The following is a 14,903-nucleotide window of genomic DNA, read 5'->3' on the forward strand; positions in this document are numbered from 1 at the left end:
GGCGTCAACTGTCGGTTAATTTTACACTTGCTATATCGGCAATGACAAGGTGACCGGCCCCCTCGAAAGCGATAGACCCGATTTATGACGCTGATGATCCAGCCCGTTATCCTGTGCGGCGGCGCGGGCACCCGCCTGTGGCCCGAGTCGCGCGGCACGCGCGCCAAGCAGTTCCTGCTGCTCCACGGCCAGCGCAGCCTGTTCCGCCAGACGGTCGAGCGCACCCCCGCGGGTCCCGATTTCCTTCCCCCGATCGTCCTGTGCGGCGACGGCCATGTCGCGATGGTTCGCGAACAGATGAACGACCGCGAGGAGATGCTGCTCGTCGAACCGATGCCGCGCAATACCGCCGCTGCGATCGCGCTCGCCGTCGCGCGGGCGGATGCCGATACGCTGTTGCTGGTCATGCCCAGCGACCATGTCATCGCCGACGTTCCCGCCTTTCACGCCGCGATCGCCAAAGGGGTGCGCCTCGCGCAGCAGGGCTGGATCGTCACCTTCGGCATCACCCCCGACCGCCCCGAAACCGGCTTCGGCTATATCGCCGCCGGGGCGCCGCTGGGCGGCGCTGACGAAGATGGGGGCTTCGCGGTCGATCGCTTCGTCGAAAAGCCGCCGCTGGCGGAAGCCGAAGCGATGCTCGCGGCTGGCGGCTATAGCTGGAACGCCGGCATTTTTCTGTTCCGCGCTGCGCGAATGCGCGACGCGATGCTCACCCATTGCCGCGCGATCTTCGAGGCCGCCGACAAGGCGGTCGCTGCGGGGATGCGCGATGGCGACGCGCTCTATGCCGACGCCATCGAATTCGCGAAGGCGCCGCCCGACTCGATCGATTATGCCGTGATGGAAAAGGACGACCGGGTCGCGGTCGTTCCCGTCGCGATGGGCTGGTCCGACCTCGGCTGCTGGCACACGATCCACGCGCTCGCCGAAAAGGATGCGGCGGACAATGCCGTCACCGGCGACGCCTTTCTCCACGACAGCCGCGGCAACCTCGTGCGCGCGGGCGACAAGCGCGTGTCGATCCTCGGCATGGACAATATTGCGGTGATCGTCGACGGCGACGACATATTGATCCTGCCGCTCGAACGCTCGCAAGAGGTCCGTGCCGCCGCCAAGGCGCGCGAATAGCCTGGAGGGGTTTTACGGCGCGCCTTCCGGAAACGCCTACAGCCGCACCATCCGCATGCCCTGCTCGCCATAGCGCGGGCCGCTGGTGCCGCCTTTCGGCGCGGCGGCGGCGATCGCGGCGAGGTCGTCGGCGGTGAGCGTTACGCCGGCGGCGGCGACGCTGTCCTCCATCGTCGCGCGGCGCTTGGTGCCGGGGATGGGGACGATATCGTCGCCCTGCGCGAGCAGCCAGGCGAGCGCGACCTGCGCCTTCGACACGCCATGGCTGTCGGCGACCGCGCCGATCGCGTCGACGATCGCGAGATTGGCGGGGAGATTCTCGTCCGAATAGCGCGGGTCGCCCCGGCGCCAGTCGCTTTCGGAAAGCTCGTCGCGGCTGCGTACCGCGCCCGCGAGGAAGCCGCGGCCGAGCGGCGAGTAAGGGACGAAGCCGATGCCATGTTCGCGGCAGACGGGCAGGATCTCGTCCTCCACATCGCGTTCCCAGATCGAATATTCACTCTGCAGCGCGGTGATCGGCGCGGCCTTGGCGGCGCGGCGGATCGTTTCGGGACCGGCTTCGGAGAGCGCGATGTGGCGGACCTTGCCTTCCTTCACCAACGCCATCATCCCGCCGACCGTTTCCTCGATCGGCACATTGGGATCCACGCGGTGCTGGTAGAAAAGGTCGATCGTGTCGATGCCGAGCCGCTGGAGCGAGCTTTCGCACGCCGCGCGGGCGTTGGCGGGCGATCCGTCGACGCCGGTGATTTGCTTGCCTTCGAACCTGAAGCCGAACTTCGTCGCGATGACGAGCCCTTCGCGCTTGCCCTTGATCGCTTCGCCGAGAAGCTCTTCGTTCGAAAAGGGGCCATAGATTTGCGCGGTGTCGAAAAAGGTGACGCCTAGGTCGATCGCGCGGTGGATCGTCCGCGTCGATTCGCCCAGGTCGGCGGCCTCGCCATAGAGGATGTTGCCGCCCTTGATCATCGGCATGCAGCCGATGCCGATCGCGGAGACTTCGAGGCCGTGGCCGAGCTTGCGATATTTCATGGCGTTTCTCCTGCGGATTCGTTTTCGACGCCGTCGGCGGCATATTTGGTCGCGGCGACGTCACCGATAACATTGCCGATCGTCCGGAAGATGTCGGGAAAGGTCTCGACCGCGACGAGCAGCCCCAACGGCGCGACGGGAACCCCCATCGACACCGCGATCGGTGCGATCGAGGTGACGAAGCTGATCGAGCCGGGCAGGCTGACCGAAGAAAGCGCGGCGGCGATGGCGACCGCAAGCCCGATCGCCATCTCCCACGGCGTCAGCTCGATTCCGAACAGCCAGGCGACATAGACGACGACCGCGAGGTTCATCGCGGGGCTGGTGAAGCGGAACAAGGCGACCGCGAGCGGGAGGACGACGTCGGCCTTCTTGGGATCGACGCCGAGTTCCTCCGACGATTTGAGCATCGCGGGCAGGCTGGCGAGCGAGCTTTGCGTGCTGATCGCGACCGCGAGTGTCGGCACCATGGCGCGCAGGAAACGCGGCGGCGCGATGCCGACGACGAGCCAGGCGAGCAACAGCCCGAGGATGATGCAGCAAACACCGATTCCGGAAAGGATAAGCACATAATGGACAAGCCCGCCGAAGGCCGCGACCCCGGCCTTGACCGCGAGCGCATAGCCGAGCGCGAAGACACCGATCGGCGCGAGCGCGAGCACCCAGCCGATGACGATCAGCATCGCGTCGCCGAGCGCCTTGAACAGCCCCGACAGCGTCGCGCGCTGCACGGGTTCGAGGCGGGTGATGGCGAAGGCGAAGATGGTCGTGAAGACGATCAGCGGCAGGATCGCGGTCTCGGCGGCGGCGGCGATGGGGTTGGTCGGGATCAGCGAGAGCAGGAAATCGCCGAAGGTTGGCGACGGTCCCGCCTCGGTCGTGCCGCCCAGGCCGTGACGCAAGGCTTCGGCAGCGCCCGTCGACAGCGGGAAAAGCCGCAGCAGCAGCGGGGTCATCAGCAGCGACATCAATCCCGAGATAAAGATCGCGCCGAGGAAGGTCATCACCGCGCGAAAAGCCAGCGTGCCTGCGCGCGCCGCATCGGCGGTGGCGGTGATGCCCGTGATCAGCAGCGCGACGATCAACGGGACGATCGTCATCTTGAGCGCATTGAGCCAGAGCAGACCGATCGGTTCGATCCAGGGCAGCGAGGCGGTCCCGGCCGCCGGCGACACCAGCTCGACGCCGATCCCGAGGAGCATGCCGGCGATCAGCGCCGAAAGGATGAGCCAAGCGGATTTCAAAGCGGATTCTCCCGGCGATTTTTCTGGCCTGCTTGCCAAGCAAAAGAGGGTGACTTAGAGCACCTCCCGAAAGAAACGGGAACCGGTTTTTGGGCCGGGAAATGCTCCGCGGGGGCCATCCCATGGGACGCCGTTGCAGGCATTTGCCTGATCATCGGCCCGGATAGCAGAGGTGCAATGCGCAGATTTTTTGGAACCGACGGGATTCGCGGCCTGACCAACACGGCCCCGATGACGGCGGAGGTCGCGATGCGCGTCGGCATGGCGGCGGGCGCGCATTTCCTGCGTGGGTCGCACAAGCACCGCGTCGTGATCGGCAAGGACACGCGCTTGTCGGGCTATATGCTCGAAAATGCGCTGGTCGCGGGATTCACGAGCGTCGGCATGGACGTGGTGCAGGTCGGCCCGATGCCGACCCCGGCGATCGCGATGCTGACGCGCTCGATGCGCGCCGACCTGGGCGTGATGATCTCGGCGAGCCACAATCCCTATCAGGACAACGGGATCAAACTGTTCGGCCCCGACGGTTATAAATTGTCCGACGAGGACGAAGCGCAGATCGAGCATCTGCTGACCAAGCAGCCGACGCTCGCCGATGCCGCGCATATCGGGCGCGCCAAGCGCATCGACGATGCGCGCGGCCGCTATATCCATGCGGTGAAGCAGAGCCTGCCCGAATCGGTCCGCCTCGACGGGCTGCGTATCGTGCTCGATTGCGCCAATGGCGCCGCCTATAACAGCGCGCCGACGGTATTCTGGGAGCTGGGCGCCGACGTCGTCGCGATCGGCGTCGAACCCAATGGCACCAATATCAACGACAAATGCGGATCGACCGCGCCCGCGCTGTTGCAGGAAACGGTGGTCGCGAGCGGCGCCGATATCGGCATCGCGCTCGACGGCGACGCCGACCGGCTGATCGTCGTCGACGAAAAGGGCCGGGTCGTCGACGGCGACCAGATCATGGGCCTGATCGGCGCGAGCTGGGCGCGCCAGGGGCGGCTGAAGGGTGGCGGCGTCGTCGCGACGGTGATGTCGAACCTTGGCCTCGAACGCTTTCTGGAGGGGGAGGGGCTGCGGCTCGAGCGGACCAAGGTCGGCGACCGGCATGTGCTCGAACGGATGAAGGAAGGCGGCTTCAACGTCGGCGGCGAGCAATCGGGGCATATGATCCTGTCGGACCATGCGACGACGGGAGACGGTACGCTCGCGGCGCTGCAGGTGCTTGCCGAACTTATCGCGTCGGGCAAGCCGGCGAGCGAATTGCTGCACCAGTTCGACCGGGTGCCGCAGCTTTTGAAGAATGTCCGCTTTGCCGGCGGCAAGCCGCTCGAGGACAAGCATGTCATCGCCGCGATCGCCGAGGGCGAGGCGACGCTCGACGGCCGCGGCCGCCTTGTCATCCGTCCGTCGGGCACCGAGCCGCTGATCCGCGTGATGGCCGAAGGCGACGACGCGGGGCAGGTCGAGCAGGTCGTCGACATGATTTGCAACGCCGTGCGCGCAGCGGCGGCCTAAACCTTTTATTTTTGGAACCGAAAGAGACTGAACATGCTAGAAATGCGACCCGATTGCGAAAAGTGCGGACGCAATCTGCCCGCCGACATCCACGGTGCCTTCATCTGTTCGATGGAGTGCACTTTCTGCGCGAACTGTGCCGACAAGCTCGACGAACTTTGCCCCAATTGCGGCGGCGACCTGCTCGACCGGCCGCTTCGCGAAGGTGCGATCCTCGCGAAATACCCCGCTTCGACGGAGCGAAAGCATAAGGGGTGACCGCGCGCGTCCTGATCATTGCCGGATCGGATAGCGGGGGCGGCGCGGGCATCCAGGCCGACATCAAGGCGGTGACGATGCTCGGCGGCCACGCGATGACGGCCATCACCGCCATCACCGCGCAAAATACGCTGGGGGTGCAGCGCGTCCACCCGGTGCCGGCCGATATGGTGCTCGCCCAGATCGACAGTGTCGCGTCGGATATCGGCGTCGATGCGGTCAAGATCGGGATGATCGGGAGCGCACAAACCGCCGCCGCGGTCGCCGAGCGCCTGTCGCGGCCCGACCTGGCGCAGGCGGCGCTGGTATTCGATCCGGTGATGGTCGCGACGAGCGGATCGGTGCTCGCCGACGCGGCGACGATCGCCGCGTTCAAGGCACTGCTCGATCGTGCGACGGTTGTGACGCCAAATTTGCCCGAACTGGAAGTCTTGGGCGGCGAGGAGGCGGTGCTCGCGCACGGCTGCTCGCTGCTGATCAAGGGCGGCCATGCCGAAGGCGAGACGGTGACCGACCGCCTGCTCGAAACGGGCGAGGGCGAGGTTGCGCGCTGGGAAGCGCCGCGGATCGACACGCCGCACAGTCACGGCACCGGCTGCACGCTGGCGAGCGCGATCGCGACCGGGTTGGCGCAGGGGATGCCGCTCGAGCCCGCGATCGCGCGTGCGCGCGATTTCGTGCGGCTGTCGCTGCTCGACGCGCCGGGGCTGGGGCAGGGGCATGGTCCGATGGGGCAGCAGTTCGTGCGCAACGACGGGCTGTTCACCGGCCCGGCGCTCAACCAGATCACCTTGCCCGCCAGCGATTATGCGGTGTCGGTCGCCTTCTACAAACAGATGGGGTTGACGCAGATCGTCGATAGCCCGGACAATGGTTATGCGCGGTTCGAGGCCGCGAACGGCGTCACGCTGTCGATCCATGTTGATGAAAGCGTCGGCGACGGTGCGGCGGGCGGGGCGACGGCCTATCTTGAGAGCGGCGCGCTCGATGCGTGGGTCGCCTATCTGGCGCGGCGCGGGGTGCGGTTCGACCAGATGCCCAGGGATGAGCAGTGGGGTTGGCGCGAGGCGCGGTTGACCGATCCGGCGGGCAATCGTCTGTGCCTGTATCAAGCAGGCGAGTACCGGAGGTATCCGCCGTGGCGGGTGTAAAATTCGAAACGACATCATGGGTCCGTTCTGGAGCGACGCACATGATCGTCGGCGTCGACGAGGCTGGCCGCGGGCCGCTCGCGGGGCCGGTCGTCGCGGCGGCGGTGCTGCTCTGCGAGGGCGGTATCGCGGGGCTCGACGACAGCAAGAAACTGACCGCGAAACGCCGCGGTGAACTCGAAATCGAGATCAAGGCGCGCTGCCGCTGGGGCATCGGCGAGGCGAGCGTCGCGGAGATCGACTGCATCAACATCTTGCAGGCGACCTTGCTGGCGATGACGCGCGCGGTCGAGGCTTTGGGGTTTGACCCGCACGAGGTTCTCGTCGATGGCAACCGCCTTCCCAAATGGCGGTACAGCGCGCGCGCGATCGTCGGCGGCGATGCGCTCCACCCGTGCATTTCGGCGGCGAGCATCATCGCGAAGGAGCATCGCGACCGCTTCATGATTGCAAAGGCGCGCGATTTTCCTGGCTTTGGCTGGGAAACCAACATGGGTTATGGTACCGCGCAGCATCTCGCGGCGCTGCGCCAGCATGGCCCCACGCCGCTCCATCGGACCAGTTTTGCCCCGGTCGCACAAATGCAGCTGGTCTGAAGCCCGACAGCAAAAGGGGGGGAAGGCGATGAGCAGGGGATTTACGGCCGACGACGTGTCGGCCCAGACCGGCCGCACCGTCCTTGTCACCGGTGCCAATGCCGGGCTTGGCTTCGAGGTTTCCAAAGTGCTGGCGGCGCGGGGCGCGCATGTGATCCTTGCCTGCCGCGATACCGCGAAAGCCGAGGCGGCGATGGACCGCATCCGCGCCGATGTGTCTGACGCGATATTGTCGTTCCAGCCGCTCGACCTCGCCGACCTCGATCAGGTGAAGGAGGCGGCCGCGGCGGTGCTCGCGGGGCCGCGGATCGACGTGCTGGTCAATAATGCCGGGGTGATGATCCCGCCGAGGACGCTGACGAAGCAGGGCTATGAGCTGCAATTCGGGGTCAATCACCTCGGCACCTTCGCCTTCACGGGATTGGTGTATCGCCATGTCGACGACCGTATCGTGGTCACGGGCAGCATCGCACACCGGAACGGCGAAATGGATTACAGCGACCTGTCGGCGTCGCGCAGCTATCACAATTGGGCGCGTTACCAGATGAGCAAGCTTGCGAACCTGCTCCATATGTTCGAACTCGACCGGCGGCTGGGCGCCGCGGGACGGGCGACGCAGGCGATCGGTTGCCATCCCGGCGTCGCGACGACCGAATTGCAGCGGCATTTGCCGCTGCCCTTGCGTTATATGACCCCGCTTGCCGCGCCTTTCTTCAACAGCGCCGCGCAGGGGGCGTGGCCGACCTTGCAGGCCGCGACCGGCGCGCATGTGCAGGGCGGCGATTATCTGGGGCCGCAGGGACTGGGCGAAGTGTCGGGGCGGTCGGGCCCGGCACGCGCGAGCCGCGCGGCGCGCGATCCGAAACTGGCGCGCGAGCTGTGGGAGCGGTCGGTCGAGCTGACCGGGGTTGATCCGGGGCTGTAATCCTCCGCGACGAAATTTTTTTCGCCGGTGAGTCCTCGTCGCCACACCACCAGTGGTTGAGTCCGCGAGTCGTCCACGACTCCATATGGTGTGTCAGACTCCTTTCGTTCTCATCGCATTAACCATTTAGAGAGCGGGAATCCCTAGAGTCCGGCGCTTGACGGCGGGTGTTGCCGGACTCATCAGGGCCTTCTTACGAGCAAGGAACGGGGTGAAGCATGGGTGTGATGGAACGGGTCAAGGCGCCGGCGACGAAGCAGCGGACGCCGAGGGTCGACCCTGCGGACCTGCCGCTCGACAGCATATTGCAGGGCGACTGCGTCGAGATGATGCGCAGCCTGCCCGCGGCGTCGGTCGACATGATCTTCGCCGACCCGCCCTATAATCTCCAGCTTGGCGGCGACCTTCTGCGCCCCGACGGCAGCCAGGTCGACGCGGTCGATGACGACTGGGACAAGTTCGACAGCCTCGCCACCTACGACCGCTTTACCCATGCCTGGCTCAAGGAAGCGAAGCGCATCCTGAAACCGAACGGCAGCATCTGGGTAATCGGCAGCTATCACAACATCTTCCGCGTCGGCACCGCGCTGCAGGACAATGGATACTGGATCCTCAACGACATCGTGTGGCGCAAGGCGAACCCGATGCCCAATTTCAAGGGCACGCGCTTCACCAACGCGCACGAGACCTTGATCTGGGCGTCGATGGGCGAGAAATCGCGCTATACCTTCAACTATCGCGCGATGAAGACGCTGAACGACGAACTCCAGATGCGGTCCGACTGGCTGATCCCGATCTGCGGCGGGCAGGAGCGGCTCAAGAAGGGCGGCACCAAGGTGCACCCGACGCAAAAGCCCGAGGCGCTGCTCTATCGCATCCTGCTCGCCTGTTCGAACCCCGGCGACGTGATCCTCGATCCCTTCTTCGGCACCGGCACGACGGGCGCGGTCGCGAAGCGCCTCGGCCGCCATTTCATCGGTATCGAGCGCGAGGATGATTATATCGCCGCGGCGAACGAACGCATCGAGCTGGCGCTGCCGCTCGACGAAAGCGCGGTGAAGACGATGATGGCGCCAAAGGCTGCGACGCGCGTCGCCTTCGGCACGCTCGTCGAATGCGGCATGATCGCGCCGGGAACGGTGCTCACCGATACCAAGCGCCGCTGGAAGGCGAAGGTGCGCGTCGACGGCAGCCTCGATTGCGAGGGCCAGGCACCGGGATCGATCCACAAGGTCGGCGCGGGCGTGCAGGGCGCGCCGAGCTGTAACGGCTGGACCTTCTGGCACGTCGACACCGGCAAGGAACTGCGCGTGATCGACGCGGTTCGGCAGGACTGGTTGCTGGCGAACGAGGCCTGACATCACATCGTCATTGCGAGGAGCGGAGCGACGAAGCAATCGCCCGCTATCGGCGCGCGACCCCGTTGGCTGGAGATTGCTTCGCTTCGCTCGCAATGACGGATAGGGGATAAGCATGTTCCAGCCACTCACCAAGTCCGACCTCGGCAAGACGTGGGAAGATGCGCGCGTCTATCTGCGTCCGACCTGCTTCGTCGATCGTCCGCATGAGCTGGATGAGAGCGCGCTGCGGATCGCCGACACGATGGTCTGGTTTGCGGCATGGCACGTCAGCCTGCGCGACAATGATATGGTCAAATCGGCGATCATCCCCGTCTGCGAACTCGACGACTGGATCGCGGCGATGCCCGACCGGCTGGCCGAAACGGCAAGAGTGCAGCGGGCCGGCGTGACGCGGCCGCGCGGTAACCTGCAGCTCGGCGAGCGGACGATCCGGCTGGGCGAACCGCAACTGATGGGCATTTTGAACGTCACCCCCGACAGCTTTTCCGACGGCGGCAAGCATGTCGATGCCGCCGCCGCGGCCGAAGCGGGCTTTGCGATGGGTGCCGCGGGCGCGGCGATCATCGATGTCGGCGGCGAATCGACGCGGCCGGGCGCGCCGCTCGTCTGGGAAGGCGACGAGATCAAGCGCATCGAAGGCGTAGTCGCGGCGCTGGCCAAGGGCGGCGTCGCGGTGTCGATCGACACGCGCAAGGCCGCGGTGATGGAGGCGGCGCTCGCCGCGGGGGCGCGGATCGTCAACGATATTTCGGCGCTGCGTTATGACGACCGCGCGATGGATGTGGTGGTTCAGGCCGGTTGTCCGGTGGTGCTGATGCACGCGCCGTCGGCAAAGAGCGATCCGCACGAGGGCGGGACTTATTCGCACGTCCTGTTCGAGGTCTATGACATGCTCGCCGAGCGCGTCACGACGTGCGTCGCCGCGGGGATCGACCGCACGAAGATCATCGTCGATCCGGGGCTCGGATTCGGCAAGGGAGTCGGCGAGAATTTGACGCTGGTGAACGGGCTCGCGCTGTTCCATACTTTGGGCTGCCCGATCCTGTTCGGCGCGAGCCGCAAGCGGATGATCGGCGCGCTGGACAATGAAGCGCCCGCCGACCAGCGCCTCGGCGGCACCGTCGCGCTGCACTATCAGGCGGCGGCGCACGGCGCGCAGCTGCTGCGCGTCCACGACATCGCCGAGAACCGGCAGGCGCTGCGCGTATGGCGCGGGCTGCGCGACGCGGCGCTGACTGCCTAATTCCCGTCCCGGCGTGCCTTCTTGCCGCGTTTGACCTCGGTCGCCAGCGCCTCGAACCTTGGCTCCCACGTCCGTCTGAACCGCTGGATCCACGCGTCGATCTCGTCGAAGCGCGCCGGCGCGACGGCGTAGAGCCGCCGTCTGCCGTCGGCCTCCGACGTCGCGAAGCCACTATCGCGGAGAATGCGCAGATGCTGCGATACGGCTGGCTGCGAGATGCCGAATTCGGCGGCGATCACATCGACGATCTCGCCCGACGCGCGCGCTCCGTTCGCGAGCAGCTCCAATATGCGGCGGCGAACCGGATCGCCGAGGATATCGAAGGCGTGGCTCATTCGGGCGCGGCGGCGCCGGTGTAGAAGGCGGTCGTGCTGGCGCCCGCGCGGTTCGCGGCCTCCTCATCGGTTCCGTAAGCGAGCGAAGCGGCGGTCCAGGCGTCGCTGCTCGAAGTCGCGAACGCTCTGCCTTCGTCGCTCAGCGGCCAGGTCTCTTCGGCGAAGCGCTCCTTCACGGCCTCGCCGGTTTCGAGGTGCCACGCGAGGCCGAGCAGCGACAGATCCCAACCGACTCCGACCGCACCTGGCCCGAACCTATCCCAGAACTCCTCGGACTTGTCGTCCAGCGGCGCAATATGCCTCAGAGTCAGCTGCGTCGCGTCGCCGGCTTCGGCCAACTCGACCTCCACCCAGCTCATCCCGCCCCCGAACTCCCAGGTGAGCGCGAAGCTCCTCGGCGGCTCGCACGCGGTAACGGTGCCGCCGGCATTGCCCTTGATCTGATACTTGCCGCCGAGTTCGAGGTTCCCGTCAACGGGAGCGAACCAGCGCGGGATGCGCGCCTTGTCGGTGATCGCATTCCACAGATCGTCGATATCGGTCGCATAGGCGCGCGAGGCGACGACCGCACGGCAGGGTTGGCCCCCGTGGGTCACATCCTCGACCTTGCGGACGACCATGGCGGCCTGGGCGGTGGTATCGAACGGCATGATGATTCTCCCGATTGGCGTGGGATAATCATATAAGCTCAAACTTATATATCAAGCGCGATCGGCTCGGCCGAGCCGGTCGCGCGTCAGGCCGCGGTGTCGATCCCCAGATCGCTCAGCTTGCGGTAGAGCGTCGAGCGGCCGATGCCGAGGCGGCGGGCGACTTCGCTCATGCGGCCGCGATAATGGCCGATGGCGAGGCGGATGACGTCGGCTTCGATCTCTTCGAGCGGCCGCAGGTTGCCGTCGGGGAGGTACAGCGTAATGCCGATCGCCTCGCCGTTGATCGCGACTTCGCCGTCGCTGCTCACCCCGCCGCCGAGCGCGGCCTCGATGGCGCGGAAATCGGCGCTGGTGAGCACGTCGGTCTTGCTCTCGACCGCGGCGCGGAACAGCACGTCCTGCAACTGGCGGACATTGCCCGGCCAGGCGTAGGCGGCGAGCAGGCGCAGCGCATCGTCGGTGACGCCGATCGGGCCCATGCCGGGCAGCCCGCCGATGCGCGCGAGAAGATGGCGCGCGAGCGGGCCGACGTCGCCGCGGCGCTCCGAAAGCGAGGGCAGGGTGAATTGCGCGCTCGACAGCGCGTAGAACAGGTCCTCGCGGAAGTGGCCCGCCTCGATCAGCTTGTCGAGCGGACTCGTGCTCGTTGCGATGATGCGGACATCGACGCTCTGGCGAATCGACCCGCCGATCATCTGCACTTCGCCGCTATTGAGGAATTCGACGAGCTTCGCCTGCGTTTCGAGCGGGATACATTCGACATGGTCGATGATGATGCTGCCGCCGTCGGCCTGGACGAGCCGGCCGACCTGGCGGTCGAAGGCGCCAGGGAAGGCGCCGCGTTCGTGCCCGAAGAGGCCCGATCCGATCAGGCCCGGCGAGACGGCCGAGCAATCGACCATGACGAGCTGGCCGCGCGCACGCGGGCTCGCGCTGTGGATCGCGCGCGCGAAGACTTCCTTGCCGGTGCCGGGCTTGCCGTTGATCATCACCGGCACGCGCGCGCGCGCCGCCTTCGCGGCGATCGCGAGCGCGCTGCGGAAATTGGGGCTCGACCCGATGATTTCCTCGAAGGCCAGCGGCGCGCGCAGTTTCTCGGTCAGCGGGCGAAGCTCGCCCTGCGGGCCGCCGGTCGATACGACGCGGTCGAGCGCTTCGAGGAGGCGGTCGGGGGCGATCGGTTTCTGGACAAAGTCGCTCGCGCCGGCGCGCATCGCACCGACCGCGACCTCGACCCCGTTGCGCATCGTGATGACGACGAGCGGCAGCGCCGGGCGCCAGCGGCGCAGTTCGGTGACGAATTCGGCGATGTCCATGCCCGGCGCGCCCTGATCGACAAGCACCGCGTCGAGCGCCATGCCCTCCTGCGTGCCGAGTTTGGCGAGTGCGGTGTCGGTGTCGGGCGCGACGATGCTGCGCCAGCCGCCGCGCGACGCCAGCGCGGCGAGAAAGCGCTGCTGGGCAGGCTCGCTGTCAACGATCATCACCATTCGCGTGTCGCGCGTGTTCGTCATCGTTTCGAATCTGCCCCCTGAACCGACATTGCTTTGGGTATGTTCTGCTGAGGGGCGCATATCTATCCGATAGGGGTAAAAGGGCGATTAAGGCCAATCCTCTTTTGCCACAGCGAAGTCCAGTGACCAAACCCGCACTTGAGCATCGCGGGGTGCGTGGCTAAGACCGGCGCGATAACCGATTCTGGGCGTCGCGCTGTGCGTTCGCGCACAGCAAAGGGCGTAATAGGGGAAAAATGATGGCACAGCAGGAAATGAAGGCAGCGAACGAAACCTATTCGGGTTTCCTCAGCCTGCTGAAAGTCGGATCGATCATCACCGCGGTGGTCACTATCTTCGTCGTCCTGCTCATCGCGTCCTGAACCGGCCGCCATGCGCATCGCCGTCCTGAAGGAACTCGCCGCGGGCGAGACCCGCGTCGCCGCAACGCCGGAAACCGTGAAGAAATTCATCGGGCTGGGCGCCGAAGTTGCCGTCGAATCGGGGGCGGGCACCGACGCCTCGGTCGCCGATGCCGATTACAGCGCCGCGGGCGCGACGGTCGGATCGCGCGCCGAGGTGCTCAAGGGCGCAAACATCATCCTCGGCGTCCAGGGCCCCGACCCCAAGACGCTGTCGGGATTTGCCGACGGGGCGTGGCTTGCCGCGGGACTCAATCCCTTTGGCGAGCGCGCGCGCGTCGATGATTATGCGAAGCTCGGGCTTGAGGCGCTCGCGATGGAATTCATGCCGCGCATCACGCGCGCGCAGTCGATGGATATCCTGTCCAGCCAGGCGAACCTCGCGGGTTACAAGGCGGTGCTGATGGCGGCAAACGCCTATGGCCGCGCTTTTCCGATGATGATGACCGCCGCGGGTACGGTAAGCGCCGCCAAGGCGTTCGTGATGGGGGTCGGCGTTGCGGGGCTGCAGGCGATCGCGACGGCGCGCCGTCTGGGCGCGCAGGTCAGCGCGACCGACGTGCGCGCCGCGACCAAGGAACAGATCATGTCGCTCGGCGCCAAGCCGATCTTCGTCGAGACGGTCGCGGGGATCGAGGGCGAGGGCGCGGGCGGCTATGCCACCGAAATGTCCGACGAATACAAGGCGGCGCAGGCCGAACTCGTGTCGTCGCATATCGCCAAGCAGGACATCGTGATCACCACCGCGCTGATCCCGGGGCGTCCGGCGCCGCGACTGATCACCGACGCGCAGCTCGCGACGATGCGGTCGGGCAGCGTGATCGTCGACATGGCGGCCGAAAGCGGCGGCAATGTCGAGGGATCGGCGCCCGGCGAGACGAAGAGGATTCACGGCGTCACCGTGATCGGCGCGCAGAATATCGCCGCGCTGATGCCCGCCGACACCAGCGCGCTGTTCAGCCGCAACCTGTTCAACTTCCTCTCGGCCTTCTGGGACAAGGAAGCGGGCAAGCCCGTGCTCGACGAGGAAATCGGCAATGCCGTGCGTCTGACGCAGGGCGGCAAGGTCGTGAACGAGCGGCTATCGGGGTAGCTGAACGATGGGTCTGTTCAGCGCCGGGGATATCGACGTCACCGGCGCGCAGGCCGAGTTTCAGGCCTGGCTGATCGACGGCGAGCGCGTGCTTGCCGCCTTCCGTACGGTTCGCGACACCGCCTTGCTCACCAACCTGCGTTTCATCTTCGTCGATGTGCAGGGGCTGACGGGATCGAAGAAGGAATTCCTCAGCATTCCGTGGCGTTCGGTCACGCGCTTTTCGTTCGAAACCGCAGGAACTTTCGACCTCGATGCCGACATGAAGATGTGGGTTTCGGGCGCCGCGACGCCGCTCGAGGTGAAGATTTCGCGCAAGAGCGATCCGCAGCATATCCACCGGCTGATGACGCAGCTGATCGTCGGTCGCTGAGACCGCCGTCATAGATCGCCACCGGGCCGTAACAAGAGCGTCATCAACCGCGTGTTGATGCCGGCCGACGGCGCTCGA

Annotated in this window: 16 protein-coding genes; 11 read left to right on the forward strand and 5 right to left on the reverse strand. The window is 66.2% G+C overall.

Annotated features, from left to right (window positions below; genetic code table 11):
• Positions 1-84: 84 nt before the first annotated feature.
• A complete protein-coding gene (locus HDC29_RS07720) occupies positions 85-1,131 on the forward strand; it encodes a mannose-1-phosphate guanylyltransferase (protein WP_257018099.1) in 1,047 nt (348 codons plus the stop codon).
• A 36-nt stretch (positions 1,132-1,167) separates the two neighbouring features.
• Here the strand turns inward: HDC29_RS07720 and HDC29_RS07725 are convergent, their stop codons facing one another.
• Both HDC29_RS07725 and HDC29_RS07730 read right to left on the reverse strand, forming a co-directional pair.
• Positions 1,168-2,163, reverse strand: a complete 996-nt coding sequence (locus HDC29_RS07725; RefSeq protein ID WP_179495932.1) for an aldo/keto reductase — start codon at positions 2,161-2,163, stop codon at positions 1,168-1,170.
• The gene (locus HDC29_RS07730; RefSeq protein ID WP_179495933.1) at positions 2,160-3,407 is read right to left on the reverse strand and encodes a dicarboxylate/amino acid:cation symporter; all 1,248 of its coding nucleotides are present in this window, start codon (positions 3,405-3,407) and stop codon (positions 2,160-2,162) included. Before HDC29_RS07730 ends, HDC29_RS07725 begins: the two co-directional genes overlap by 4 nt.
• A 177-nt stretch (positions 3,408-3,584) precedes the next feature.
• Here HDC29_RS07730 and glmM point away from each other — a divergent pair, with 177 nt between their 5' ends.
• From glmM to folP, 7 genes are all read left to right on the forward strand, one after another.
• The gene (glmM, locus tag HDC29_RS07735) at positions 3,585-4,922 is read left to right on the forward strand and encodes a phosphoglucosamine mutase (RefSeq protein WP_179495935.1); all 1,338 of its coding nucleotides are present in this window, start codon (positions 3,585-3,587) and stop codon (positions 4,920-4,922) included.
• Positions 4,923-4,955: 33 nt separating this feature from the next.
• Positions 4,956-5,180 (forward strand): DUF1272 domain-containing protein, encoded by a 225-nt coding sequence (locus tag HDC29_RS07740; RefSeq protein ID WP_179495937.1) that lies wholly within the window; start codon positions 4,956-4,958, stop codon positions 5,178-5,180.
• On the forward strand, positions 5,177-6,331 hold the full coding sequence (thiD, locus tag HDC29_RS07745) for a bifunctional hydroxymethylpyrimidine kinase/phosphomethylpyrimidine kinase (protein ID WP_179495939.1): 1,155 nt from the start codon (positions 5,177-5,179) through the stop codon (positions 6,329-6,331). The genes HDC29_RS07740 and thiD overlap by 4 nt, the downstream gene beginning before the upstream one ends.
• 41 nt (positions 6,332-6,372) lie before the next feature.
• Positions 6,373-6,927, forward strand: a complete 555-nt coding sequence (locus tag HDC29_RS07750; RefSeq protein WP_179495941.1) for a ribonuclease HII — start codon at positions 6,373-6,375, stop codon at positions 6,925-6,927.
• Positions 6,928-6,955: 28 nt separating this feature from the next.
• Positions 6,956-7,852 (forward strand): oxidoreductase, encoded by an 897-nt coding sequence (locus HDC29_RS07755; RefSeq protein WP_179495943.1) that lies wholly within the window; start codon positions 6,956-6,958, stop codon positions 7,850-7,852.
• Between the two features lie 218 nt (positions 7,853-8,070).
• Positions 8,071-9,210, forward strand: coding sequence for a site-specific DNA-methyltransferase (locus HDC29_RS07760; protein ID WP_179495945.1), 1,140 nt, complete (start codon positions 8,071-8,073; stop codon positions 9,208-9,210).
• 115 nt (positions 9,211-9,325) lie between these two features.
• Positions 9,326-10,456 (forward strand): dihydropteroate synthase, encoded by a 1,131-nt coding sequence (gene folP / locus HDC29_RS07765; protein ID WP_179495947.1) that lies wholly within the window; start codon positions 9,326-9,328, stop codon positions 10,454-10,456.
• On the opposite strand, the gene HDC29_RS07770 is transcribed toward folP, so the two are convergent.
• From HDC29_RS07770 to HDC29_RS07780, 3 genes are all read right to left on the reverse strand, one after another.
• Positions 10,453-10,791 carry a helix-turn-helix transcriptional regulator gene (locus HDC29_RS07770; RefSeq protein ID WP_179495949.1) on the reverse strand — a complete coding sequence of 113 codons (339 nt, stop codon included), beginning with the start codon at positions 10,789-10,791 and terminating at the stop codon, positions 10,453-10,455. The genes folP and HDC29_RS07770 overlap by 4 nt on opposite strands.
• A complete protein-coding gene (locus HDC29_RS07775) occupies positions 10,788-11,441 on the reverse strand; it encodes an SRPBCC family protein (RefSeq protein ID WP_179495951.1) in 654 nt (217 codons plus the stop codon). The genes HDC29_RS07770 and HDC29_RS07775 overlap by 4 nt, the downstream gene beginning before the upstream one ends.
• 86 nt (positions 11,442-11,527) lie before the next feature.
• The gene (locus HDC29_RS07780; protein WP_179495953.1) at positions 11,528-12,958 is read right to left on the reverse strand and encodes a sigma-54 dependent transcriptional regulator; all 1,431 of its coding nucleotides are present in this window, start codon (positions 12,956-12,958) and stop codon (positions 11,528-11,530) included.
• A 236-nt stretch (positions 12,959-13,194) separates the two neighbouring features.
• On the opposite strand from HDC29_RS07780, the gene HDC29_RS07785 reads away from it, so the two are divergent.
• The 3 genes from HDC29_RS07785 to HDC29_RS07795 are packed head-to-tail and all read left to right on the forward strand — an operon-like array spanning position 13,195 to position 14,825.
• Positions 13,195-13,320 carry an aa3-type cytochrome c oxidase subunit IV gene (locus HDC29_RS07785; RefSeq protein WP_179495955.1) on the forward strand — a complete coding sequence of 42 codons (126 nt, stop codon included), beginning with the start codon at positions 13,195-13,197 and terminating at the stop codon, positions 13,318-13,320.
• A 10-nt stretch (positions 13,321-13,330) separates the two neighbouring features.
• Positions 13,331-14,452 (forward strand): NAD(P) transhydrogenase subunit alpha, encoded by a 1,122-nt coding sequence (locus tag HDC29_RS07790; RefSeq protein ID WP_179495957.1) that lies wholly within the window; start codon positions 13,331-13,333, stop codon positions 14,450-14,452.
• Positions 14,453-14,459: 7 nt separating this feature from the next.
• A complete protein-coding gene (locus tag HDC29_RS07795) occupies positions 14,460-14,825 on the forward strand; it encodes a PH domain-containing protein (protein ID WP_179495959.1) in 366 nt (121 codons plus the stop codon).
• Positions 14,826-14,903 lie beyond the last annotated feature (78 nt).

Source organism: Sphingopyxis sp. JAI108 (assembly GCF_013410105.1).
Lineage (GTDB): Bacteria > Pseudomonadota > Alphaproteobacteria > Sphingomonadales > Sphingomonadaceae > Sphingopyxis > Sphingopyxis chilensis.

Coding starts and splice junctions, on each gene's coding strand:
- HDC29_RS07790 (WP_179495957.1), top strand. CDS start 13,331: ATGCGCATCGCCGTCCTGAAGGAACTCGCCGCGGGCGAGACCCGCGTC.
- HDC29_RS07725 (WP_179495932.1), bottom strand. CDS start 2,163: ATGAAATATCGCAAGCTCGGCCACGGCCTCGAAGTCTCCGCGATCGGC.
- HDC29_RS07780 (WP_179495953.1), bottom strand. CDS start 12,958: ATGACGAACACGCGCGACACGCGAATGGTGATGATCGTTGACAGCGAG.
- HDC29_RS07775 (WP_179495951.1), bottom strand. CDS start 11,441: ATGCCGTTCGATACCACCGCCCAGGCCGCCATGGTCGTCCGCAAGGTC.
- HDC29_RS07795 (WP_179495959.1), top strand. CDS start 14,460: ATGGGTCTGTTCAGCGCCGGGGATATCGACGTCACCGGCGCGCAGGCC.
- folP (WP_179495947.1), top strand. CDS start 9,326: ATGTTCCAGCCACTCACCAAGTCCGACCTCGGCAAGACGTGGGAAGAT.
- HDC29_RS07760 (WP_179495945.1), top strand. CDS start 8,071: ATGGGTGTGATGGAACGGGTCAAGGCGCCGGCGACGAAGCAGCGGACG.
- HDC29_RS07720 (WP_257018099.1), top strand. CDS start 85: ATGACGCTGATGATCCAGCCCGTTATCCTGTGCGGCGGCGCGGGCACC.
- HDC29_RS07770 (WP_179495949.1), bottom strand. CDS start 10,791: ATGAGCCACGCCTTCGATATCCTCGGCGATCCGGTTCGCCGCCGCATA.
- HDC29_RS07785 (WP_179495955.1), top strand. CDS start 13,195: ATGATGGCACAGCAGGAAATGAAGGCAGCGAACGAAACCTATTCGGGT.
- glmM (WP_179495935.1), top strand. CDS start 3,585: ATGCGCAGATTTTTTGGAACCGACGGGATTCGCGGCCTGACCAACACG.
- HDC29_RS07740 (WP_179495937.1), top strand. CDS start 4,956: ATGCTAGAAATGCGACCCGATTGCGAAAAGTGCGGACGCAATCTGCCC.
- HDC29_RS07755 (WP_179495943.1), top strand. CDS start 6,956: ATGAGCAGGGGATTTACGGCCGACGACGTGTCGGCCCAGACCGGCCGC.
- HDC29_RS07750 (WP_179495941.1), top strand. CDS start 6,373: ATGATCGTCGGCGTCGACGAGGCTGGCCGCGGGCCGCTCGCGGGGCCG.